Below are 23,342 nucleotides of genomic sequence, written 5' to 3'. Positions count from 1 at the left end.
CAATATTTAAGTTTTTTGAAACATTCTTGTAACTTTTTTGTAGCCCTCGCGTGTTATCTTTGTAGTGGACAAAAAATAAGAGGAGGCAGAGTTATGAATAGCAGTATTTTTGAACAGCGCAGTCGTTTTGCCATGATTGGTGCATTGATGGTTATTATCAGCCTGATGTTTTTATTCTACATGGGAAGTTCTTTGGTAAGCTCTACCAAAAAATACTTGGAGCAGATACATGAGATAGAGATCACTTGTATCGACACAGACGAATAAAAACAAGCAACCGAAAGGTAGGATAATCCGGAGGAATTCGTATTTTTGCCGGGAGAAAAACAAATCTTATGGAAGAGAAGAATAAAGCCTGGAAAACGGTAAGTAGCAAATATCTATTTCGCCGTCCATGGCTGACTGTGCGTTGCGAAGATATGTTACTTCCCAATGGGAATCATATCCCCGAGTATTATATCCTTGAGTATCCCGACTGGGTAAATACCATTGCCATTACCAAAGATGGTCAATTCGTTTTTGTCCGCCAGTACCGTCCGGGAATCGAACGAACTTGTTATGAACTCTGTGCCGGTGTCTGCGAGAAGGAAGATGCTTCGCCGTTGGTGTCCGCCCAGCGTGAATTGTGGGAGGAAACAGGCTACGGAAAAGGAAACTGGCAGGAATATATGGTGATTTCCGCTAATCCGAGCACTCATACCAATCTGACTTATTGCTTTCTTGCTACAGACGTGGAACTGATAGACCATCAGCATCTGGAAGCTACTGAAGATATCAGCGTACATCTGCTTACATTGGAAGAGGTGAGAAGCCTGCTTGATAAGAACGAAATTATGCAGGCGCTGAATGCTGCTCCATTGTGGAAATATATAGCAAATCTGTAATATCGTTTGGAATTCTGTAGAGAAATAATAACTTTGGAGAAAATTTAAATTATCTAATTATGAAAACTATATTATGGAGTATTCTTTGTTTGTTTCTCTCCGGATGGGGAAGTATGCAAACAGTGTCAGCGCAGGACTTGCAAGAGATGGAAAAGAACTTGTCCGCTATCAATGAGGATTTGAATCAGAAGACAAAAGAATATAGTTGGCAGCTTGCGGCGGCTTATGCAGATTATTGTGAAGCAAACAATAAATATATAAGCTGGAACGACTTGCCTTATCTACAAACAGTTGTCGAATATGAACGGCCTGCTTCTTTGGAAACTTACCGACTGGCGCATAAAGCCAGTAAAGATGAATTGGATAAGTTTCTAAATACATATAAGGAATATAAGGATCTGACAAAGAAGCAGAAAGAAGCAGTAACCAAAGAGGAGAAGGATGCTGTATCGACTGCTTTTTCTGCATTCTGGAAGAAATTGAGAAGTGAAGAAAATCCTTATAAAGATTTGTATTATGCCGAACGGAAAGCGATCAGCAAATATCGGGCGGAAGCTTTGCGGTATGTGATTGCCCATTATAAAGAAAAGAAGCAGGAGATTCCGACTTCTTATATAAAATATGCTGAACGGTCTTATTTATTGCAGAAAGGTTCTGCTTTGGAGTTATTACAAAAAGAAATAAGTGCATTGGAAAGTGTACAGAGAGAGATAATTCAGAATATAACGAGGGCAAAGTATGGGTTGAGTGAAACCGGAGAAAATAAAAGAAAGAAGATATTTGATTGATAAGAGATCATCTGGGATAAAGAAATCCCTTTTTATAATTGGAGGTCTGGACTGAAGAGTTCGGACCTCTTTGTTTTCTCTCTCAAGTACGTATAGGTAAGTTTCTTTTCATCCTATGCCAACTTCTTTTGCATAGGGAGAAAACTTGTTTAGAGTATAAGATAAACTATAACCACAAGTTCTGATTATATAACTGAAACTTTTGATTACATAACTGAAAGTTGCAGTTTTATAACCGGAACTTGCAGTTATAGTTTGGGATAAGGGAAAAGCAACTTTTCCCAAGGAAGAAAGTAAGTTTCCTCCTTATAGAGAATATGTTTTCTAACCATATTTCATAAGATAGATAATAAGAATCAGGGAATGGCGATGCTGATTTGTTCAACGGTTATTCCAATACAAAAATAATAGTTTCATTTACGGGGGCCCAGTCATAGATAAACTTGGCATGGGAAGTTGCATTCCGCACGCACATGTGTGAGCGTGGAGTAGTTCCCAACGACGGACTATATTCTATCTGCGTCTTGCGGGGAGCATTGACCGGTACTCCGTGAATATAGGCCCCGTCCGTGAAACGACTCGCATAAGGAGCATAACCTCCCGTTTCTTTCGAGCCGTCTTTTAGAAATACCATTTTCACTTTCTTTTCTTGTAAAACAAACATTCCTGAAGGAGTTTCCTGTGCATACGGGGGCAGATGACGTCCCGTAGTGGAAGGATTCATACTGCGAACCACCCATTGCCCTTTTCCGCTACGTTCAAGAGAAGCGATATTCTGATTGTGGCGGTCTACGAAAACAGCTTTGTTAAAAACAATCGTATCTCCGATTACTTTGACATATTTTTTAGGAATCATCCATTCATCTCCGGTAAACATTGGCTCTGCTTTTATGAATTTCTCTCCATCTTCGATAAAACGGGTTAATTCCCCATCCTGTCCGTAACGTTCGGGTACTAATGTGTCAGTCAATAGATAAAGCGGAACGGATTGGTAACGTTCTATGCCAAGAGTATCTGCCACTCGTCCGTAAGCGTTTCTTTTGAAACTTCTCACAAGTGGTGCTTCTCCATTTCTGTTTTTGTAATTCTGGAGAATGGCCCAGGTGGAAGGCTGCAACTGTATATTTTCGAGTAATGCCAGCCGTTCTTTGATTTTATCCCACTGAAACTGCCGGGTAGTGTCTTTATAAGGATAGGTATCTTCCAATGTGTATTGGTCATACAATAAATCTTTGGAGATTTCTATCTGCTCTGCCGTGAGTTTTTTATTAACAGGTTTAACCTCGGGTTGAACTATTGTATCCTGTGACAGCGAGTCTGTTTGTTGTTCGTGTACAGGAGAAATCTCTCCTGTACGCGAAGTGCAGGAGTAGAAGACGCAAGAGGCGATGATGAGGCCGGATGCTATTCCATTCATATTATTTATACAGTGCATTTGATGGTTCGTTTACGAATATACGTCATTATAAGGAATAATCCTTTTGTTTTGTTTAAAAAGTAGGTGACAAATATACTTTTTTGCCATACAATGCAAGTTGTCAGTCATTTTGTCAGTCTATTTCTGACAAAGAATCATTTATTTACTTTGGCACGCTTTTCGCAATAACTTTAGCGTTCCGCCTGAAAAATGGCGGGTAACATCTACTATTAAATGTATAACTAAAATATAACAAGTAACTATGAACATTAAACCATTAGCAGACAGAGTGCTTATCCTCCCTGCACCTGCAGAAGAAAAAACAATTGGTGGTATCATTATCCCTGATACAGCAAAAGAAAAACCTTTGAAAGGTGAAGTTGTGGCAATAGGTCACGGTACGAAAGACGAAGAAATGGTATTGAAAGTAGGCGATACAGTTCTTTATGGTAAATATGCCGGAACAGAACTTGACGTTGAAGGTACTAAATATCTGATTATGCGTCAGAGCGATGTTCTCGCTGTTTTGGGTTAATTAATAATAGTAAATAGTAAATCTTTAAATAGTAAATAAAGAGATGGCAAAAGAAATATTATTCAATATCGATGCCCGTGACCAATTGAAAAAAGGTGTCGATGCTTTGGCAAATGCAGTAAAAGTAACTCTGGGCCCGAAAGGACGTAACGTTATCATTGAGAAGAAATTCGGTGCTCCGCACATCACAAAAGACGGTGTGACAGTAGCAAAAGAAATCGAATTGGCAGATGCTTACCAGAACACTGGTGCACAGTTGGTAAAAGAAGTTGCTTCTAAGACAGGTGACGATGCCGGTGACGGTACAACTACTGCAACCGTTCTTGCACAAGCTATCGTAGCTGAAGGTTTGAAGAACGTAACTGCCGGTGCTAGCCCGATGGATATCAAACGTGGTATCGACAAGGCCGTTGCCAAAGTGGTAGAATCAATCAAGGATCAGGCTGAAACTGTAGGTGACAACTATGACAAGATTGAACAGGTTGCCACTGTATCTGCAAACAATGATCCGGTAATCGGTAAATTGATTGCTGACGCTATGCGTAAAGTTTCTAAAGACGGTGTGATTACTATCGAAGAAGCAAAAGGAACAGACACTACTATCGGTGTAGTAGAAGGTATGCAGTTCGACCGTGGTTATTTGTCTGCTTACTTCGTGACAAATACGGAAAAGATGGAATGTGAGATGGAGAAACCTTACATCCTGATCTATGACAAGAAGATTTCTAACCTGAAAGATTTCTTGCCTATCCTCGAACCTGCTGTACAGACTGGTCGTCCTCTGTTGGTAATTGCAGAAGATGTAGATAGCGAAGCGTTGACTACATTGGTAGTAAACCGTCTGCGTTCTCAATTGAAGATCTGTGCTGTGAAAGCTCCGGGCTTCGGTGACCGTCGTAAAGAAATGCTGGAAGATATCGCTATCCTGACAGGTGGTGTTGTTATCAGCGAAGAAAAAGGTTTGAAACTGGAACAGGCTACCATCGAAATGTTGGGTACTGCTGACAAAGTTACAGTTACTAAAGACTATACAACTGTTGTAAACGGTGCAGGTAACAAAGACAGCATCAAGGAACGTTGCGAACAGATCAAAGCACAAATTGTAGCAACTAAGTCTGACTATGACCGTGAGAAATTGCAGGAACGTCTGGCTAAATTGTCAGGTGGTGTAGCTGTTCTCTATGTAGGTGCTGCTTCTGAAGTAGAAATGAAAGAAAAGAAAGACCGTGTGGACGATGCTTTGCGTGCAACTCGTGCTGCTATCGAAGAAGGTATCATCCCGGGTGGTGGTGTAGCTTATATCCGTGCTATTGATTCTTTGGAAGGAATGAAGGGTGATAATGCCGATGAAACAACTGGTATTGGTATCATCAAACGCGCCATCGAAGAACCGCTTCGCGAGATTGTTGCTAACGCTGGTAAAGAAGGTGCAGTAGTTGTTCAGAAAGTACGTGAAGGTAAAGGTGATTTCGGTTACAATGCCCGCACGGATGTTTACGAAAACTTGCACGCTGCCGGTGTAGTAGATCCTGCTAAGGTTGCTCGTGTAGCTTTGGAAAATGCAGCTTCTATCGCTGGTATGTTCCTGACTACTGAATGTGTAATTGTAGAAAAGAAGGAAGATAAGCCAGAAATGCCGATGGGCGCTCCCGGAATGGGAGGCATGGGCGGAATGATGTAATTCCGGCTTTCGCTGAATGAATATGAAAACGAGGGTGTCCGAAAAGGGTACCCTCGTTCTTTTTATTATCAATCTATTCTGCAAATTGATCTTTTCAAAACATCCTTGCTTTATATTTTGTTTGGTCAACGTATTCTTAGTAATGAGAATACTTCGTATATTTAGAATCAAATTTATTAATAAAAGTGAGATGTTGAAAGTATTAACATTTATGAAGCAGGTAGCTAACGGGCTACAGGTGGAGGGAAACTTCGGTACTGCGCACGTCTATCGTAGCAGTCTGAATGCCATCATTGCTTATAGTGGGAAAGTGGACTTCACCTTTGATGAAGTGAGTCCGGAGTGGTTAAAGGGATTTGAAGTATATCTTCGCAGTCGTGGTTGCAGTTGGAACACCGTTTCCACTTATTTGCGCACGTTTCGTGCGGTTTACAATCGTGCCGTTGATCTTCGGAAAGCTTCTTATGTACCTCATCTGTTCCGTTCTGTTTATACCGGTACTCGTGCCGACCATAAACGTGCATTGGGCGATGAAGATATGAAAAAGGTATTTGCAAAATTGTCTCGTACGTCCGGTGTGCCATTAGCGGTATATCAGGCGCAAGAGTTATTTATTCTGATGTTTTCGCTTCGTGGTATGCCATTTGTGGATCTCGCTTATTTGCGTAAGAGTGATTTGCGTGATAACGTAATAACGTATCGCAGACGTAAGACAGGACGGCCATTGTCAGTGACATTGACTCCCGAAGCGATGATCCTGGTGAAGAAGTATATGAATCGTGATCCTTCTTCTCCTTATTTGTTTCCATTGTTGAAAAGCCGTGAAGGAACCAAAGAGGCGTATCGCGAATATCAGTTGGCATTGCGCAGCTTTAACCAACAGTTGATGTTGCTAGGTGAATTATTGGGATTATCCGATAAGTTGAGCTCGTACACCGCCCGCCATACCTGGGCTACGACAGCTTATTATTGTGAAATCCATCCGGGCATTATCTCCGAAGCGATGGGACATTCGTCTATCACCGTCACTGAAACCTATCTGAAACCTTTCCGAAGTAAGAAAATTGATGAAGCAAATAAACAAGTTCTTGACTTCGTGAAACGCTCTGTTGTAGGTGTAAGCGCTTGAAAATTACTCTGTTACTTTGTAGGTAACGGGAATGAATATCGGTGCAAATATGAGCATATTTCTTAAAACAACCAAACGAAATCATACATTTTTTCTAATAAACTACTCAAAATAGGAATTAACCAAATAAAACACGCGGATTCTTTGTATTAGGGCTTTGTTAACTTCTAAATTTTTGCAAAAGATCTCCTTCCCTCTACTGCCTTTCAGAAGCAGGGGTAAAAAAGTTTCATTGCATATCGTATTATTTTTCAGTATTGACTACTCCCGAAGAGCAGGCGCAAAGGTTTCTCCGTTACCTACAAAGTAACGGGCAGTCTATTATTGAAACTTAGTGTTTAATAATATATTATTAATGTAATTTTTAAGTAGTTATGAAAAGAAAATTTGTAAAAGTGATGTTCTTCGGGGCGCTGGCACTTTCTACTGTCACCTATGTAGGCTGTAAAGACTACGATGATGACATCGACAATCTGCAAACACAGATTGACGCAAACAAAGCTAGTATAGCCGAGTTGCAGAATTTTGTGAAAGAAGGTAAATGGGTTACCAATGTTGAACAAATTACCGATGGATTTAAGATAACTTTTAATGATAATAAAAGTTATTCTATTACAAGCGGTAAGGATGCTACACCAACGACTATTAAGATTGATCCGGTAACAAAGAACTGGATTGTCAATGATAATGATCTTGGTATTTGTGCAGAAGGAAAGAAAGGTGCTGATGGCAAACCGGGCGCTGCAGGATCTCCGGGTGGTAAAGGAGAAGACGGATATGCACCTCAAATTTCAGAAAATGGATTCTGGATGGTTTGGGATGCTGAAACTAAAAAACCTGTAGAGACAAAAATTAAAGCTGCTACTGATATTTATGTAGCTGCTGATGCTAGTAATCCATTGGTTTGGATATTGAATATTTTCAATAAGGAGACTAAAGAATGGGAAACGGTTTCTATGCCGAAATCGGCTCGTATCACTAGTATGAGTGTGCTTGGTATAAAAGGCGATGGTTCTGTTGATGTTGGTTCTACAGAGGCTGAAACTACTTTATATTATAGCATAGCTGGCAAAGATATTGTGTTTAATGGAAACAAAACTTTCAAGAAGAAAGGGGATTTGCTTGTTGCTAGAGGTGGCAGCAAGATTCATGCATTGATTAATCCTGTAAACTTGAAAGCAGCAGATATTCAAGCTTATGAAATAGGCTTGACGGACTCTAAGGGTAATACTAATTTTGCTGTTGCAAATATAGCAGATAATTTTAGTATAGATGCTTTGACTCGTGCAGCGGATCCGGAAAAAGAGCCTACAGCAAATAAAGGTGTATACGATTTGACTCTGAAGTTTGTAGACGGATTGACTAAGGACGAATTGACAGCTTTGGAAAGTGCTGAAACTGCTTATGCGCTTACAACAAAAGATGCATGGGGTAATGAAATCATTTCCCAGTATGGTGTGAAAATTAAGGCTAGCAGCCAAAATATACCGGATGTTAATTTTACTGCTCCTGAACCTATGCCTTACCAAACTACCTATAATTTGGATGAATTGTTTGGTAGTGAATTGGATAAGGTGGTAGCTTATTATTATGAGGTAACTGATGAAGAAGCTAAAAAAGCTGATGCAAAATTTGATAAAGAGAAGAATACAATTCTAGCAAATAAGGAGGGTCAGGTGAAAGTTAAGATTCACTGTCTTCTTGTTGATGGAAGTACTCAAGATCCTGAAGTTGAATTGACGTTTACTTATGTGTCTAAGAAAGCTGAAATCAAAGATATGACTTGGGTCGTAGATGCTAGCAATAAGACAGCTACTTCTGAAATAGTAGGTCCTTCAGTAGATGAGATTAAAGGACAAATTAAACTGTCAGACCCAATAGTTGCGACTATTGCTTATACTGATGATAAGGCAATGATCAATGGAAAGGTGGTTCAGTCTTATATGGATGGTAGTATTCAGTTAAAATTGGTAGGTCTGGATAAAGACGGAAAGCCTGTATCAGGAACAAGTGAAGCTGATATAGCTAAAATTACTAAATTTGTAATCCAAGCTACATTTGACGAAGAAAATGTGGCTGCCGTATCTCATACTGCTACAGTTAAATTCAAAAATAAGGATTCCCAAGCAGGTTTGGGTAATGACTTTTTGTATGAAACTACATTCAAGATTACTGTAGATCAGCAGAATGATAAATTGTTCACATTTAAACGTGCAACTGCTTACTTTGATGGTGATAATGCCAAGGCTTATGGTACAGTACCGACTACTGCAGTTCTTGCTGCTACTGCTGATACAAAGATTGGCTTCGATCTTTACACCCTATATAAAGAAGGTTCTATATCAGCGGATAAACAGAATACTATTACATTCACTGAAGAGAAACCTTCTAGAGTGGTAAGTGGTAAAAAGCAGTTTGCTCCTGCATGGTTGGATGAGACTCTCCCACAACCAACAAAGAATTCAAAAATTAAAGTTTTCCCTTATGTTTCTAAGCCAGCAACTGATGAAAATTGGGGTGGTGCTTATACTGGTCGTTATATTACTGTGTCTTATGCACCATTCGGAAATTCTCGTTTGAAAGCTATTACTGATAGATTCAATTTGACAATACTATCAGAAATCTTTGAAGGTACTTTCGAATATACCAAAGAAGTAGATAAGAAAATTATAGGAACAGAAGCAAATCCGTTCATAATCGAAGGAAATACTGTAGAAATATCAGCTAAAGATTTCAAGAGAATAGATGCTCGTGGTAATTCCTATGAATTCAGCGATAACAGAATAGAGTCTGTTTCAGTTGTATTAGCAGATGATGACGCTACAACTTATTTGGCGAAGAACGATGGTAATCTTACTGATGATCCAAAGAAAGTTGTTATATCTAAGAAGGAGGGTGCCGTAATCCTAACTCCTCCTACTTGTAAAGTAAATGTTAATATTCTTGATAAGTGGGGCAGAACTAAATCTGTATCAATCTACGTAAAAGTAAATAAGTAATCAGGATTAAAGGATTTGTAATTGAGGGCATCCTAATTCTTCTTAGACTTAAGATGCCTTCTCTTTACAAGTTGTAATATAGGATAATAAATCCTTTAAAAAGAAATATGCTAAGAGATAGACTGAAAATTATGCTTGTGAAAGTATGTTTTCTCAAATGTTTGTCTCTTGGAAGGGATACCTCCCTTATTTCCCACAGGTATCCCTTTTTTTTGTCTCATTACATCTTCTTATTTGCACTAGAACCAATTTGCTAGTCCCTTATTTCCCTATAGATTAAGGAGATGTTTTGAGAGTATAGAAAGCCCGGGCTTGTGAAAGTCCGGGCTTTTCGTGCTCTTTTGTCTTTGGAACATCTTAGCTATTTCCTTTGTTTGTTCATGCGGGGTATTTCCATTGATGGGATAATACTCGTATATTTATCGTCTAAATTATTAATAAATTATGAGATGTTGAAAGTACTAGCATTTATGAAGCAGGTAGCCACTGGGTTACAGATGGAGGGAAACTTTGGGACTGCACATGTCTATCGTAGTAGTCTGAATGCCATCATTGCTTATCGTGGGAAAAATGATTTTGTTTTTAGTGAGGTGACTTCGGAGTGGTTGAAAGGGTTCGAAGTATATCTTCGCAGTCGTGGATGTAGTTGGAACACCGTTTCCACCTATTTACGGACCTTTCGTGCGGTTTACAATCGTGCGGTCGATCTTCAGAAGGCTCCTTATGTTCCTCATTTATTTCGTTCTGTTTATACCGGAACGCGGGCTGACCATAAACGTGCGTTGGGTGATGACGATATGAAGAAGGTGTTTACTAAATTATCTCGTGCATCGGGTGTACCATTAGCGGTATATCAGGCGCAGGAGCTATTCATCCTGATGTTTTCGCTTCGTGGTATGCCGTTTGTCGATCTTGCTTATTTGCGTAAGAGTGATTTGCGCGGTAATGTAATAACGTATCGCAGACGTAAAACCGGGCGACCATTGTCGGTGACATTGACTCCGGAAGCAATGGCTTTGGTAAAGAAATACATGAATCGTGATTCTTCTTCTCCTTATTTATTTCCATTGTTGAGAAGTCGGGAAGGAACTAAAGAAGCCTATCGCGAATATCAGCTTGCATTACGTAGTTTTAACCAACAGCTGATGTTATTGGGTGAATTGCTCGGATTGGGAGATAAACTTAGTTCATACACTGCCCGTCATACCTGGGCTACGACGGCTTATTATTGTGAAATCCATCCGGGTATTATTTCCGAAGCGATGGGACATTCGTCTATCACCGTCACTGAAACTTATCTGAAGCCTTTCAGGAATAAGAAAATTGATGAAGCAAATAAGCAAGTTCTCGATTTTGTAAAGCGTTCAGTGACAGGTGTAAGTGCTTGAAAATTATTCTGTTACTCTGTAGGTAACGGGAATGAATATCGGTGCAAATATGAGCATATTTCTTAAAACAACCAAACGAAATCACACATTTTTTCTAATAAAGCATTCAAAAGTAGAACTAGGACAAATAAAACACGCGGATTCTTTGTATTAGGGCTTTGTTAACTTCTAAATTTTGCAAAAGATTTCCTTCCCCTCTACTGCCTTTCAGAAGCAGGGGTAAAAAAATTTCATCACATTTGGTATCATTTTTCAGTATCGACTACTCCAGAAGAGCAGGCACAAAGGTTTCTCTGTTACCTACAGAGTAACGGGTTGTGCTATTATTGAAACTTAGTGTTTAATAATATATTATTAATGTAATTTTTAAGTAGTTATGAAAAGAAAATTTGTAAAAGTGATGTTCTTCGGGGCGTTGGCGCTTTCTACTGTCACCTATGTAGGTTGTAAGGACTATGATGATGACATAAAAAGTGTACAGGAACAAATTGACCAGATCAAGTCAAACAATCCTGTAAGCGTGGGAGACATGCAAACTGCCATTAATGTGGCTAAAAGTGCTTTGGAAAGTCAGTTGGCTGATTTAAAGACAAAATTGGAGAATAAGGATTCTCAAATTAAAGATTTGGGTCTGAAAATTACTGATTTGGAGGACAAATTGTCAAAGACTGCTGATAAGGCAACGGTCGACCAGCTGACAAAAGACTTGGCAACAGCTAAGAATGATTTAGAAGCACTGAAGAAACTTCAAAAGTCTGATATTGATGGTTTGACAGCAAGAATTGTAAAGCTGGAAGCCCTTAAAGAGGAATTGGATGGTTTAAAAGTCAATTTCGCTACAAAAGAAGAGCTGAAGAACTACGTTGAATCTGCAAAACTGTCAGGACTTATCAGTGATGAAATTGCCACAGCTTTGGGAGAAGATGGGGAGATTGCCGCTGCAATAAATGATGCTATTCAAACAAAGGTTCTTGCAGACTTTGGCAGTATGAAGGAAGTTGCTGCTCTTGCCGGAGAGGATGCAACTGTAGCAGATGTTATTAAAGAATTGTATGCTGCTATTAATGCTGATAAAACTGGTATCCTTGCTAAACTGACTGCGCTGGAAGACTATCAAACAGCATTGGAAGATAAAGCGGTAGAAAATGGTTTCGAGAGTGTAGAAGCCGTTATTGCAGAGGTGAAATCTCTTAAAACGACTCTTTCCGGTCTTTATGCAAGCGCAGAATTCAGTGAAAAAGTCAAGGCGATTGTTTCAGCAGAACTGACGACTGTAAATAGCCGTATAGATACGTTAGAAGATGACCTTGCAAAACTGGGTGTTGCTATTAAAGGTATGATTCAGAGTGTAGTATATATTCCTACAAGCATAGATCGTAGCGTAGATTTCTATACTTTGTATGCTAAGAAAACTTCAACCTCATCTTCTTATGTTGTTGCAGCGAAGAGTGCAGATGCAAAAGAATTGCAATTCCGTATTTCTCCGGCTTCTGCTGCTATGACATTGGAGGATTTCAATAAAAACTACGAAATCAAGTTAAATGCTGAAGAACGTAACTGGACTCGTGCTGCTGAACCGTTTGCCGTAGAAGTGAAGAATTGTGAAGCTGGTGTTCTTACGGTATCATTAACTACTTCAAGCGAAAAGAGTCATGCAATATCTTTGAATATTGTAAGCACAAAAGATGCGGAAGGTAAAGAAGAATTGACTCCGACAAATGTCAATTCTGATTATATTGCGGTGATACAGTCTAGTTATTATCTGAAGACTGCCTATTATGAGGTAGTAACAGAGAAAGCGGGCGAGATTATCTATGATGCTCCCCAACCGGTTGATTATTCAGGAGTTGGAACTTTGACAGTTTCATATACCACAACTGCAAGTGGAAGCACAGCATTTACAAAAACATTAGAAGAACTGAATGTAGAGAATATCTTTGCGACGACTTATAGTTTGACTGGAACAGATGCGAATCTATTTGAAGTTTCTACTGCAGGTAGCGTTAGTCTAAAAACCTCCGGTCTGATTGCTTCTTTGGATAAAACTGCTGATGTTATGGCTAAAGTAACGGCACCAGGTTTCTATTTGGAAACTAGTTCTAATAATCCTAAAAAGTTAGGAACTGTAAAAGTAACACGTACTATTGATGAACTTACACATACGTATGCTTTAGAAGAACGTGACTGGACTAATGAAACTACAGCTGCTGCAGAGGAGAGAAAAGATTTAAATGTTGCTGACATTTATAATGACCCGGCTGTGAATATCCGCCCATCAGCTTATGAAAGTTTGAGTTTGGTTGAACTTATTCCTACAACAGGTATACGCTTAGAAAATGGTGCAAATAATGCTTTGACTTTAATCATTCCTAAAAATACAGCTGCTGGTGATTATACCGCAACAGCTAAGTTCGAAGGAGATGGCTATACGCTTGTTGTAAATGTTCCAGTCAAAATTAAGCCTATCACTTTGGCTAAATTGGCTAGAGTATCGGAAATGTGGTCTTCAGATCAAAAACGTACAGGTTTTACTCCGACAAAAGATTCAGAGACAGCGGCTACTGCTATTACTTCCGAATTTAAGCTTACTACTATATTCTCCAACTTTGATGCTGTTAAGACTGCTGTTTTGGCTAAGGGGGGGACTTTTGTAATCACTACTAATATTACAGAAAATAGTATTGCTGGTGTTAACTATGATGAAAACGAAGCTAAGTTTACGTTTGACAAAGACCTCTATACTGGTAAAATGACTGTTGGCGGTAAAACTGTACCTGCTGTAGTTAAGTTTACTATTAAAGCTAGCTATAATGGTAAAGTAGAGGATACGATTGAAGGTATTGTTGAAGTGAAAGATATTAGTGGAACTTGGGTTGCTCCGACTGCAACGACTCTTTCTTTATCTGACAAGTCAGTAGAATATAATGTTTCAACAGGCTTTGCTTGGAATGATTTAGCAGGCAAGACTATGTGGAAGGATGGTGCTGTGGTAGCAGGAACAGGAAGCAATGGATTTGCAAGTTCGGTTACTAATCCTCTTAATATCTATGGTCTGGTAGCTCCTACTTTTGCATTTAGAGAAGCAGCTGCGTCAACTTATCTGTCTCTTGATGCTTCTACAGGAAAGGTGACCTTTACAGCAGAAGGTAAATCTCACCATTTCTACGAAGCTGTAACTTATACTGTAGAAGTAAAAGCTACATCTAAGTGGGGTACAATTAAGAATTATGAAGGAAAGAATACAATTACAGTAACTATTCCGGCAGAATAAGAAGAAAAATTGGAGAGTTGCTTCAAACCTCTTAATGCTTTATATAAGCAAAGGATTGTATTACAGTTGAAACTACTCCAAATTCAGAATAATAAAACCCTTCTTCACCTTGTGTGAAGAATACGCCGAGAAGAAACAGAGTGAAGGATTTGGCTTGTGAAAGTCAATCCTTCCAATTCTGTTCTTCTTATAGAAAGGGATACCTCCCTTATTTCCCACAGGTATCCCTTTTTTTTATTTCATAACATCTCCTTATTTGCACTAGAAACCAATTTGCTAGTCCCTTATTTCCCTATAGATTAAGGAGATGTTTTGAGAATATAGAAAGCCCGGGCTTGCGAAAGTACGGGCTTTTTCATTATTATTTATTTATCGGATTGAATATAATGGAAGTTCTCGTCATACAGTCCTACGAGCAGGCTTTGGCCTTTACCATCCACTTTCAGCCCGCCATATACGGCTTTTTGATAAAGAGTATCTTGTCCCTCTTCAAAGAAGAAAGACTCGGCACCGAGGAAGATCCGGTGACGTACTATTTTATATTTGATGACTAGCTCATTGTCGTTTACAGGCTCTAAAGCGTTTTGCAGCCGCACTATTTTTCCTACTTGATTACTGTCAATTTGAAGTATGGCATAACCGCGTATGGCAGTTTGTTGGTCTAGCAGATCTGATGAAGCTTCTTTGTAGCTAAGCCTCATATAGTCTCCTTGCATAAGAGAGCGGGGATCGACGGGAGCTAGCTGTAACAAAATCAACTGTCCGTCTTTCAAAGTTTGCTCTTTTTTATAAACCGACCAGTTGAAATATCCCAGTAGCAGTATCAGGTTTGCAATAATCAATATTCGGCTATACTTTTTCATGTCTTGTTCTTTTTTGAGTGAAGAAATACCAGGCTGTAATACATGCAATTCCGATGAAGAAAAGTGTCATGGATTTGGTGAGCAGGCTTAAATTCAGATCATAATAGTATTTGGAAACGGCATAGATAAAAAGAAGAAGCGAGGCAGCACACTCCGCTTTGTAGCCATAATGGAAACATATTAGAATCAGCAACAAACTGCCGGATAAATAAGGAGCAAACACGGTAGGCAGACAGATAACAATACAAAGAATATAGATACCAATCTGGTTCACCGGATGATCCACTTTCATGACCTGCATGATTCGTTGAACCATTATAAGAATACCGATCCATATACAAACAGACAGTATGCAGGATACAAGCCAGCTATTTGTTTCTGATATCAGATAATTGATTGATAATCCTCCCAGTGAGACGATACCGGATATGAATAATCCGAAATGAAATGGTTTGTATTTGGAAAAGTAATTCTCTGTTCCTATACATTCAAACAACTTAGTTTCAAAGATGTTGGCAAATAAAAATAGTGCAAGGATAGGAACTACAGCTATTTGCAAGGGATAAAACGAAGAAAAGACATGGGCGGCTTCTCCGAAGAAAGATATATTAAACAGAATGACTGAAAGAAAGGGGAGGATAAACCCTCTTGATAACAAGAATGTGAGAATACTGATTCCCATAAGTGTAGTGAAGAGGATATTAATGCTGGCATTTATACCAAAACCAATCAATACACACCCGGCTATGTATAAAGTGATGTTCATTGCATCCAGAAAAGACCGAATCACCATGCGGCTGATTGTTAGGGTAGTGAGAATTAATATACTTCCTACAATCAGGCAAGAAATATCGGAGCGGAGGATTCTGGCAAGTGCCAGAAATCCCAGAAAGAAAATAGCCGTCAGGATTCCTCCGATAATAGATACGGCTTGAATGGTGAGGTTATGCTTCTGTGCCATACCATTGCTTTTTTAGATGAAGAATGATGTAAATGAGTAAAGTTGTTCCGGTGATGACAATAACCCCTCCGTAGAAGAATATCTGAACATCCCTAAGACCGCTTTGTGATATGAATGTAGTCAATAGAATCATTAACGCAGCAAACGGAATGATAGCCAGATAGAACAGGCTTTTTACTTTCCATCCATACCAAAGTCCCGCAGAGAATAAAAGGAGGGTGCTTATGAGAGGAACAGACAATATGGCATTCTCTTCGCAGATTGCCATCATTAACAGAAAACTGGTATGTATAATAGTAGCCAGTGAAAGAAGACTGACAAACCAGCGATTGTTTCTGTCCAAATGACCTTTTACACTCATCCATTCCGTGATGATCGTTGTTAAGGCACATATCCAGGTTACTGCATTGGCCAGCAAAGTCATTTCCCAGGAGTTGGCACTGGCAATCTGTATATTGTACAACCATATCGTAGTACAAAGTAATCCGATGAACGTCAGCCATAACGGAGCGAAACGGATAGCAACCGCCCAGAGAATAGTGAAGAGAGTCCATCCCAGGAAAAGATCGTAAGCATCGGCTCCCGTTTGGTAGATTTGTCCGAAGACAGCGAAAAGCGTGCCTATCAGGAATGTAGCTTCGGTCAGGAGAATTTGTTTGACGAGCTTATTCCAATGCGTGAATGTAGCGAGCAGGACAGAAGCTACTAATAACACTTCTACTATTCCTAACTTTGCAAATTTGGGTAATTCCTCCCAGTTGTAGGCAAAGAAGAAGATAATTCCTGCCACTGTAAAACCAACGCCCACTGCCAATAAAAAAATAGAAAGGAATTGATTCCATTGTTTTTTATCTGCGTACAGCGCTTGTCGGGATAAAGGCGAAGAGTCGGTCTTTTCCATGTGTTTTTGCTTTTTGATGATTACAAACATAAGAAAATAAAATGATTATCACCTCAAGATAGACTATAAAAAGGTATGACTTACCTTATTGAAATTGACAATAATAGTAGGTCATACCTTGAGAGAGGTTATGAAAATATTCAAAATAGAATAACTTAAAATACCTCCCGTATATGCTTAAAGTTAGAATTGATCGTATCAATTACTTCTTGTGAACGACCGTTGATTAACAACTTATACATTGATTGTGCAAAGCCCACCATTTGACCGAATTCAATTTTGGGAGGCATGGCCAGTGCGTTCGGATCAGTCATGATATTAACAAGTACCGGACCGTCCAACTCAAATGCATTCAGTAAGGTAGTCAACACTTCTTCCGGATCACTGACATTAAATCCGGTCATTCCCATTGCTTCGGCCACTTGAGCAAAGTCTGGATTCAACATATTTGTCTGCCAGTCCGGCAATCCGTCCACTTCCATTTCCAACTTCACCATTCCCAATGAACGGTTGTTGAATACGATAATTTTAATTGGTAACTTATATTGTACAACGGTTTCCAAGTCTCCTAAAGTCATAGACAAGCCACCATCTCCGCAAAGCGCCACTACCTGGCGATCCGGATAAGCTAGTGCGGCACCGATGGCTTGCGGCAAAGCATTTGCCATAGAACCATGATTGAAAGAACCCAGCATGTGGCGTTTGCCTGTCGCTTGCAGATAACGTGCTCCCCACACACAAGTCATTCCCGTATCTACTGTGAACACAGCATCGTCCGAACTTAGTTTGTCTATTTCGGACATCACATATTCGGGATGAATCTTATTTACGTCGCCTTTATCTTCCGTGTAAGCAGCCAGATCCTTCTTTACGCCTTCATATCTTTTGAGTTGTTTCAACAGGAACGAATCATCTGTCTTCGGATTCAGCATACGCAATAGACTTTGGATGCTCAGTTTAACATCACCGCAAAGTCCGATATCCACCTTTGCACGACGTCCCAGACGTTCGGGCTTTATATCAATCTGTGCTATCTTGATGTCATCCGGCAGGAAAGCGGAATAAGGAAAGTCGGTGCCGAGCATGAGAAGCACTTCGGCTTCATGCATACTGTAATAGCCCGACGGCATTCCCAACAATCCGGTCATACCCACTTCATACGGATTTTCATATTGCACCTCCATCTTTCCTTTGAAAGTATATACCACCGGAGCATTCAGCTTCTCGGAAAGAGCAATCACTTCCTCGTGAGCTCCCCGGCAACCGATGCCGCAGAAAAGAGTGATACGCGTATGTTTGTTTAACATGTCAGCTAATTGAGCCAGATCTTCTTCCGACGGACAAACTTCCGGTGGGGCAGGATAGTTGATAACCGACGAGTCGACAGCAACGGCAGAAGCCTTTGCCAAGTCACCCGGAAGCCCGATAACGGACACCCCTTTGCGGGTGACAGCCGTTTGTATGGCCGACTGGAGCATACGTGGAAATTGTGTGGGAGTAGTGGCTACTTCATTATAATAACTGCAATCGTTAAAAAGTTTGATGGTATTCGTCTCCTGAAAATATTCCGTACCGAACTCTCCGGTGGGAATTGTAGAGGCGATGGCGATTACCGGTGCGCCGGACCGGTGTGCGTCATACAAGCCGTTAATCAGATGAACATGTCCCGGCCCGCTACTTCCCGCGCAGCATCCCGGGCGACCGGTCAGTTGTGCTTCTGCCGCAGCGGCATACGCCCCTGTTTCTTCGTGGCGCACATGTATCCATTTTATTTGATCGTTTTTTCTGACTGCTTCGTTTACTTCATTCAGACTGTCGCCTGTTACGGCGTAGATGCGTTCAACTCCGGATTTTACCAGAGTATCTATCAACTGTTCTGCTATTTTTTTTGCCATAGCTGTAATTGGTTTAGGATTGATTTTTATGTAATAACAGATGGCTGCAAAGAAAAGTTCTGATTTAACATATGCTAATAACGCCTTTGTGTCGGGACACATCACCGCTTTTATGTTAAAATTAATTCTGTAACAACTTTTTAGTAAAGATGTATAAACAATTGCAATATCCTTTTGTTATCTTTATAGGCGAAATCTTAACCTAATGTATTAAACCTCTTAATTACTCTAGAAAAATGAACAGAAATGAAATCGGTGTGAATGCCGGTAAGGTTTGGCAACTGCTTAGCAATAATGAGAAGTGGAGCTATGGACTTTTGAAGAGAAAATCCGGGCTGAAAGATAAAGAGCTGGGTGCCGCTTTGGGGTGGTTGTCAAGAGAGAGCAAAATAGAGTTCGATCAGTGCGATGAAGAGCTTTATGTATATCTCTGTGTGAATGTTTATATTGGCTGAAAGAGTTTGACGCTTTAACGAGAACAGAAGAATCTCCGGAGGGATGACAGCCCAGTCAGCACTTCGGAGATTCTTGTTTTTTATCCTTTTTCTGCTTTATGTATCTTCCTTTCAATGGATTTCCGGAAATAATTCTGTTACTTTGCATCACGAATTAAAATGTAAGAAACAATGAGAAGTTTTGCCTCCGACAATAATTCCGGTGTGCATCCGTTGGTAATGGAAGCATTGAACCGGGCTAATATAGACCATTCTTTAGGATATGGCGATGATAAATGGACAGAAGAAGCCGTAGCGAAGATAAAGGAAACCTTTACGCCCAACTGTGTCCCCTTGTTTGTATTTAACGGAACGGGTAGCAACGTGGTAGCATTGCAGCTGATGACCCGTCCGTATCATTCCATCTTTTGTGCGGAAACGGCTCATATCTATGTAGATGAATGCGGCTCTCCTGTGAAAATGACAGGTTGTCAGATTCGCCCGATTGCCACTCCTGACGGTAAACTTACCCCGGAATTGATGCAACCTTATCTGCATGGTTTCGGCGATCAACACCATTCACAACCCAGAGCCCTCTACATCTCCCAATGTACCGAACTTGGCACCATCTATACTCCCGAAGAATTGAAACGTCTGACAGACTTTGCCCATCTGAATGGTATGTATGTACACATGGACGGAGCCAGAATAGCCAACGCCTGTGCCGCTTTGAATCTTTCCTTAAAAGAACTGACAGTAGACTGCGGAGTCGATATTCTTAGTTTTGGCGGAACGAAGAACGGACTGATGATGGGAGAGTGCGTGATTGTATTTAATAAAGACTTGCAATCGGAAGCCCGCTTCATCCGTAAGCAATCCGCCCAACTAGCGTCGAAGATGCGTTACCTCTCTTGCCAGTTTACGGCATACCTCACAGATAACCTCTGGCTGAAGAATGCCAACCATGCCAATGCAATGGCTGCCAAACTTTACACTGAATTGAAGAAACTGCCCGAAGTAACTTTCACTCAAAAAGCCGAAAGTAACCAGTTATTCCTCACCATGCCCCGCCCGGTTATCGACCGCATGCTGGAGTCTTATTTCTTTTATTTTTGGGACGAAGAGAAGAATGAAATCCGTCTGGTGACTTCTTTTGATACCACAGAGGAGGATGTAGACGAGTTTATAAGACTTTTAAAACGTTAAAAAGGAAATCCGGAACAACAAAAGCGCCTGAATATCTGTTTTTATAGGAAGTTTGAAACTAACTTTGTCCGCAAAGTTTTCTACTTCTTATGATTATGAATACTAGACAGAACAGGCTAATCATATTCGCGCTTTTGTTGTTGACACAAACCCCGTTGGGCGCACAGCTGCATTCTACTAAAATTGAACTGCCGGAGGGTTCTATATCTGCAACCATGGAAGATTCCATTCCGGCAAAGCGCAGTTTCTTTAAAAAGTTTCTTGATTACTTCAATGACGCCAATAAGGAAAAAAAGAATAAAAAGTTTGATTTCAGTGTGATAGGCGGCCCACATTATTCCAGTGACACCAAGTTCGGACTCGGACTGGTGGCAGCCGGACTATATCGAACCGATCGGATTGATACGCTTCTTCCTCCCTCCAATGTCTCTCTTTACGGAGATGTGTCGACTGTCGGCTTCTATCTGTTGGGAGTCCGCGGAAATCATCTGTTTCCAAAAGATAAATACCGCTTGAATTACAATCTCTATTTCTATTCTTTTCCCAGTCTGTATTGGGGACGGGGATATGACAATGGAGCGAACTCTGATAACGAAAGCGATTATAAACGTTTTCAGGCACAGGTGAAAGTCGATTTTATGTTTCGGCTGGCAAAGAACTTCTACATCGGCCCGATGGCCGTATTCGATTATATCGACGGACGGAACTTTGAGAAACCGGAACTATGGGAAGGAATGGCCGCGCGAACCACTAATACCAGCCTGGGACTTTCCCTCCTTTACGATTCACGTGATTTCCTGACAAATGCATATCATGGCTATTATTTGCGGATAGACCAGCGGTTCAGTCCGGCTTTTCTCGGCAATAAATATGCGTTTAGCAGTACAGAACTGACTACCAGTTATTATCAGCCGGTATGGAAAGGTGGAGTGCTGGCAGGGCAATTCCACACATTGCTTACCTATGGCGATACCCCTTGGGGATTGATGGCAACGTTGGGAAGTTCTTACTCCATGCGCGGATATTACGAAGGACGCTATCGGGACAAGGGAGCAATGGACGCGCAAATAGAACTCCGGCAACACGTCTGGAAACGGAATGGAGTAGCTGTATGGGTAGGAGCGGGAACGATTTTTCCACGACTTTCCGAGTTCACCCCGAAACACATTCTGCCTAATTATGGCTTCGGGTATCGTTGGGAATTTAAGAAGAGAGTAAATGTACGTTTGGATTTAGGGTTTGGCAAACACCAGACCGGATTTATTTTTAACATCAATGAAGCTTTTTAAAAATATAAAGAATTGGTTGGAAAATCAGGAACATCTGTTTTATCTGTTCCTGTTTATCTTGATAGTACCTAATATGGTACTCTGTTTTACAGAACCTTTACCATTTATGGCAAAAGTCGCCAATGTGTTGTTACCTTTCGGTTGCTATTACCTGTTGATGACTTTGTCGAGGAATTGCGGCAAGATGCTGTGGATTTTATTCCTGTTCCTGTTCTTCGGAGCCTTTCAGATCGTGTTGCTTTATTTATTCGGCCAGTCCATTATCGCTGTCGATATGTTTTTGAATCTGGTCACCACCAATTCGAGTGAGGCATTGGAACTGCTCGATAATCTCACACCTGCCATTATTGCTGTAATCATACTCTATGTACCTGCCCTGATATTAGGGACGATTTCAATTATACGTAAACGGAAACTTACGGTAGAGTTCATTCGCAGGGAACGGAAGAGAGCCTTCCTGGTCTTTGGAATCTCCCTCCTTAGTCTTGTCGGAGCCTATGTGCAGGATTCGGGATATGAGTTGAAATCTGATTTATACCCGCTAAACGTATGCTACAACGTAGGTCTTGCCTTTCAAAGAACAGCTCTGACACAGGATTACCACCGTACATCCAAAGACTTTACTTTCCATGCCCGGCCTACTCATCCGGAGGGAAAACGGGAAGTATATGTAATGGTCATAGGAGAAACCTCTCGTGCCCTAAACTGGCAATTGTATGGTTACGAACGTGAAACGAACCCGCTCTTATCCCGGCAAATGGGTCTGATTGCTTTCCCAAAAGTGTTGACAGAGTCGAATACGACACATAAAAGTGTCCCCATGCTGATGTCGGATGCTACTGCCTGCAACTACGACTCTATCTACCATCAAAAAGGAATCATCACCGCTTTCAAAGAGGCAGGATTCCGGACGGCTTTTTTCTCCAACCAACGTTACAACCATTCATTTATCGACTTCTTCGGAATGGAAGCCGATACGTATGATTTTATAAAAGAAGATTCGGTCAGTTCTACCTATAATCCTTCTGACGACGAACTTCTGAAATTGGTGGAGGAGGAACTGGCGAAAGGTGCAACGAAACAATTCATCGTACTTCACACCTACGGTTCCCACTTTAACTATCGCGAACGTTACCCGTCGGAAGATGCTTTCTTTACGCCCGATTATCCGATGGAAGCAGAGAGAAAATACCGGGATAACCTGGTGAATGCCTATGACAACTCTATTCGTTACACGGATGATTTTCTGTCACGACTTATCCGTATGTTGGAAAAACAGCAGGTAGATGCCGCCATGCTCTACACTTCCGATCATGGAGAGGACATTTTCGACGATTCCCGTCATCTGTTCCTCCACGCTTCTCCCGTACCTTCTTATTATCAGCTTCATGTGCCATTCCTGATTTGGATGTCCGATGACTACCGCGAAACGTATCCCGAACGTTGGAATACCGCTATTGAAAATAAGGATAAGAATGTTTCTTCCAGCAGCTCTTTCTTCCCGACCATGCTGTCTTTAGGCGGAATAGAAACTCCTTACCGGGATGATTCGCAGGCTGTGACGGCTTCGCACTACGTCCTGAAACCGAGGGTTTATCTGAACGATCACAATGATCCCCGTCCGTTGGACGATTTGGGCATGAAGAAGCAAGACTTCCAGATGCTGGAAAAGAGGAATATCAAGTATTAAGTATTAGGTAT

General features: G+C 40.7%; 18 protein-coding genes. 13 read left to right on the top strand and 5 right to left on the bottom strand.

What is annotated here, in order from left to right; genetic code table 11:
• Nucleotides 1-93: 93 nt before the first annotated feature.
• The 3 genes from HMPREF9010_RS26425 to HMPREF9010_RS00280 all read left to right on the top strand — a co-directional run bounded on the left by HMPREF9010_RS26425 (nucleotide 94) and on the right by HMPREF9010_RS00280 (nucleotide 1,672).
• A complete protein-coding gene (locus HMPREF9010_RS26425) occupies nucleotides 94-267 on the top strand; it encodes a hypothetical protein (RefSeq protein WP_004301069.1) in 174 nt (57 codons plus the stop codon).
• A 68-nt stretch (nucleotides 268-335) separates the two neighbouring features.
• A complete protein-coding gene (locus HMPREF9010_RS00275) occupies nucleotides 336-884 on the top strand; it encodes an NUDIX hydrolase (RefSeq protein ID WP_008651971.1) in 549 nt (182 codons plus the stop codon).
• A 59-nt stretch (nucleotides 885-943) separates the two neighbouring features.
• Nucleotides 944-1,672 carry a DUF5039 family protein gene (locus HMPREF9010_RS00280; RefSeq protein ID WP_008651969.1) on the top strand — a complete coding sequence of 243 codons (729 nt, stop codon included), beginning with the start codon at nucleotides 944-946 and terminating at the stop codon, nucleotides 1,670-1,672.
• Between the two features lie 388 nt (nucleotides 1,673-2,060).
• Here the strand turns inward: HMPREF9010_RS00280 and HMPREF9010_RS00285 are convergent, their stop codons facing one another.
• Nucleotides 2,061-3,107 carry a L,D-transpeptidase gene (locus tag HMPREF9010_RS00285; protein WP_004311773.1) on the bottom strand — a complete coding sequence of 349 codons (1,047 nt, stop codon included), beginning with the start codon at nucleotides 3,105-3,107 and terminating at the stop codon, nucleotides 2,061-2,063.
• Nucleotides 3,108-3,351: 244 nt separating this feature from the next.
• On the opposite strand from HMPREF9010_RS00285, the gene HMPREF9010_RS00290 reads away from it, so the two are divergent.
• The 6 genes from HMPREF9010_RS00290 (at nucleotide 3,352) to HMPREF9010_RS00315 (ending at nucleotide 14,092) form a co-directional block, all read left to right on the top strand.
• On the top strand, nucleotides 3,352-3,624 hold the full coding sequence (locus tag HMPREF9010_RS00290; protein ID WP_004301062.1) for a co-chaperone GroES: 273 nt from the start codon (nucleotides 3,352-3,354) through the stop codon (nucleotides 3,622-3,624).
• A gap of 43 nt (nucleotides 3,625-3,667) precedes the next feature.
• Nucleotides 3,668-5,305 carry a chaperonin GroEL gene (groL, locus tag HMPREF9010_RS00295; protein WP_004301061.1) on the top strand — a complete coding sequence of 546 codons (1,638 nt, stop codon included), beginning with the start codon at nucleotides 3,668-3,670 and terminating at the stop codon, nucleotides 5,303-5,305.
• A gap of 190 nt (nucleotides 5,306-5,495) precedes the next feature.
• Nucleotides 5,496-6,434: a tyrosine-type recombinase/integrase gene (locus tag HMPREF9010_RS00300; RefSeq protein WP_004307167.1), complete on the top strand. Its 939-nt coding sequence runs from the start codon at nucleotides 5,496-5,498 to the stop codon at nucleotides 6,432-6,434.
• A gap of 374 nt (nucleotides 6,435-6,808) precedes the next feature.
• Entirely contained in the window at nucleotides 6,809-9,433 is a 2,625-nt protein-coding gene (locus tag HMPREF9010_RS00305; RefSeq protein ID WP_004321643.1) for a PL29 family lyase N-terminal domain-containing protein, read from the top strand.
• A 449-nt stretch (nucleotides 9,434-9,882) separates the two neighbouring features.
• Entirely contained in the window at nucleotides 9,883-10,821 is a 939-nt protein-coding gene (locus HMPREF9010_RS00310) for a tyrosine-type recombinase/integrase (RefSeq protein ID WP_004311770.1), read from the top strand.
• A gap of 376 nt (nucleotides 10,822-11,197) precedes the next feature.
• Nucleotides 11,198-14,092: a hypothetical protein gene (locus HMPREF9010_RS00315; protein ID WP_008651966.1), complete on the top strand. Its 2,895-nt coding sequence runs from the start codon at nucleotides 11,198-11,200 to the stop codon at nucleotides 14,090-14,092.
• Between the two features lie 365 nt (nucleotides 14,093-14,457).
• Here HMPREF9010_RS00315 and HMPREF9010_RS00320 read toward each other — a convergent pair whose 3' ends face one another.
• The 4 genes from HMPREF9010_RS00320 to HMPREF9010_RS00335 all read right to left on the bottom strand — a co-directional run bounded on the left by HMPREF9010_RS00320 (nucleotide 14,458) and on the right by HMPREF9010_RS00335 (nucleotide 18,712).
• Nucleotides 14,458-14,955 (bottom strand): GDYXXLXY domain-containing protein, encoded by a 498-nt coding sequence (locus HMPREF9010_RS00320; RefSeq protein WP_004307158.1) that lies wholly within the window; start codon nucleotides 14,953-14,955, stop codon nucleotides 14,458-14,460.
• Nucleotides 14,942-15,916: a DUF4401 domain-containing protein gene (locus HMPREF9010_RS00325; protein WP_004301056.1), complete on the bottom strand. Its 975-nt coding sequence runs from the start codon at nucleotides 15,914-15,916 to the stop codon at nucleotides 14,942-14,944. Before HMPREF9010_RS00325 ends, HMPREF9010_RS00320 begins: the two co-directional genes overlap by 14 nt.
• Nucleotides 15,900-16,817 carry a DUF2157 domain-containing protein gene (locus tag HMPREF9010_RS00330; RefSeq protein WP_032852997.1) on the bottom strand — a complete coding sequence of 306 codons (918 nt, stop codon included), beginning with the start codon at nucleotides 16,815-16,817 and terminating at the stop codon, nucleotides 15,900-15,902. Before HMPREF9010_RS00330 ends, HMPREF9010_RS00325 begins: the two co-directional genes overlap by 17 nt.
• A 155-nt stretch (nucleotides 16,818-16,972) precedes the next feature.
• The gene (locus HMPREF9010_RS00335) at nucleotides 16,973-18,712 is read right to left on the bottom strand and encodes a thiamine pyrophosphate-dependent enzyme (RefSeq protein WP_032843878.1); all 1,740 of its coding nucleotides are present in this window, start codon (nucleotides 18,710-18,712) and stop codon (nucleotides 16,973-16,975) included.
• 236 nt (nucleotides 18,713-18,948) lie between these two features.
• Here HMPREF9010_RS00335 and HMPREF9010_RS00340 point away from each other — a divergent pair, with 236 nt between their 5' ends.
• The 4 genes from HMPREF9010_RS00340 (at nucleotide 18,949) to HMPREF9010_RS00355 (ending at nucleotide 23,331) form a co-directional block, all read left to right on the top strand.
• A complete protein-coding gene (locus HMPREF9010_RS00340) occupies nucleotides 18,949-19,167 on the top strand; it encodes a winged helix-turn-helix domain-containing protein (protein WP_004301053.1) in 219 nt (72 codons plus the stop codon).
• Nucleotides 19,168-19,338: 171 nt separating this feature from the next.
• Complete coding sequence (locus tag HMPREF9010_RS00345) at nucleotides 19,339-20,352, top strand: threonine aldolase family protein (RefSeq protein WP_008651964.1); 1,014 nt, start codon at nucleotides 19,339-19,341, stop codon at nucleotides 20,350-20,352.
• 89 nt (nucleotides 20,353-20,441) lie between these two features.
• On the top strand, nucleotides 20,442-21,641 hold the full coding sequence (locus HMPREF9010_RS00350; protein WP_004307146.1) for a BamA/TamA family outer membrane protein: 1,200 nt from the start codon (nucleotides 20,442-20,444) through the stop codon (nucleotides 21,639-21,641).
• Entirely contained in the window at nucleotides 21,628-23,331 is a 1,704-nt protein-coding gene (locus tag HMPREF9010_RS00355; RefSeq protein WP_008651962.1) for a phosphoethanolamine transferase, read from the top strand. Before HMPREF9010_RS00350 ends, HMPREF9010_RS00355 begins: the two co-directional genes overlap by 14 nt.
• Nucleotides 23,332-23,342 lie beyond the last annotated feature (11 nt).

Source organism: Bacteroides sp. 3_1_23 (assembly GCF_000162555.1).
Lineage (GTDB): Bacteria > Bacteroidota > Bacteroidia > Bacteroidales > Bacteroidaceae > Bacteroides > Bacteroides ovatus.
The sequence above is the reverse complement of the archived record's forward strand: the minus strand, read 5'-3'. Positions and strand labels throughout refer to the sequence as shown.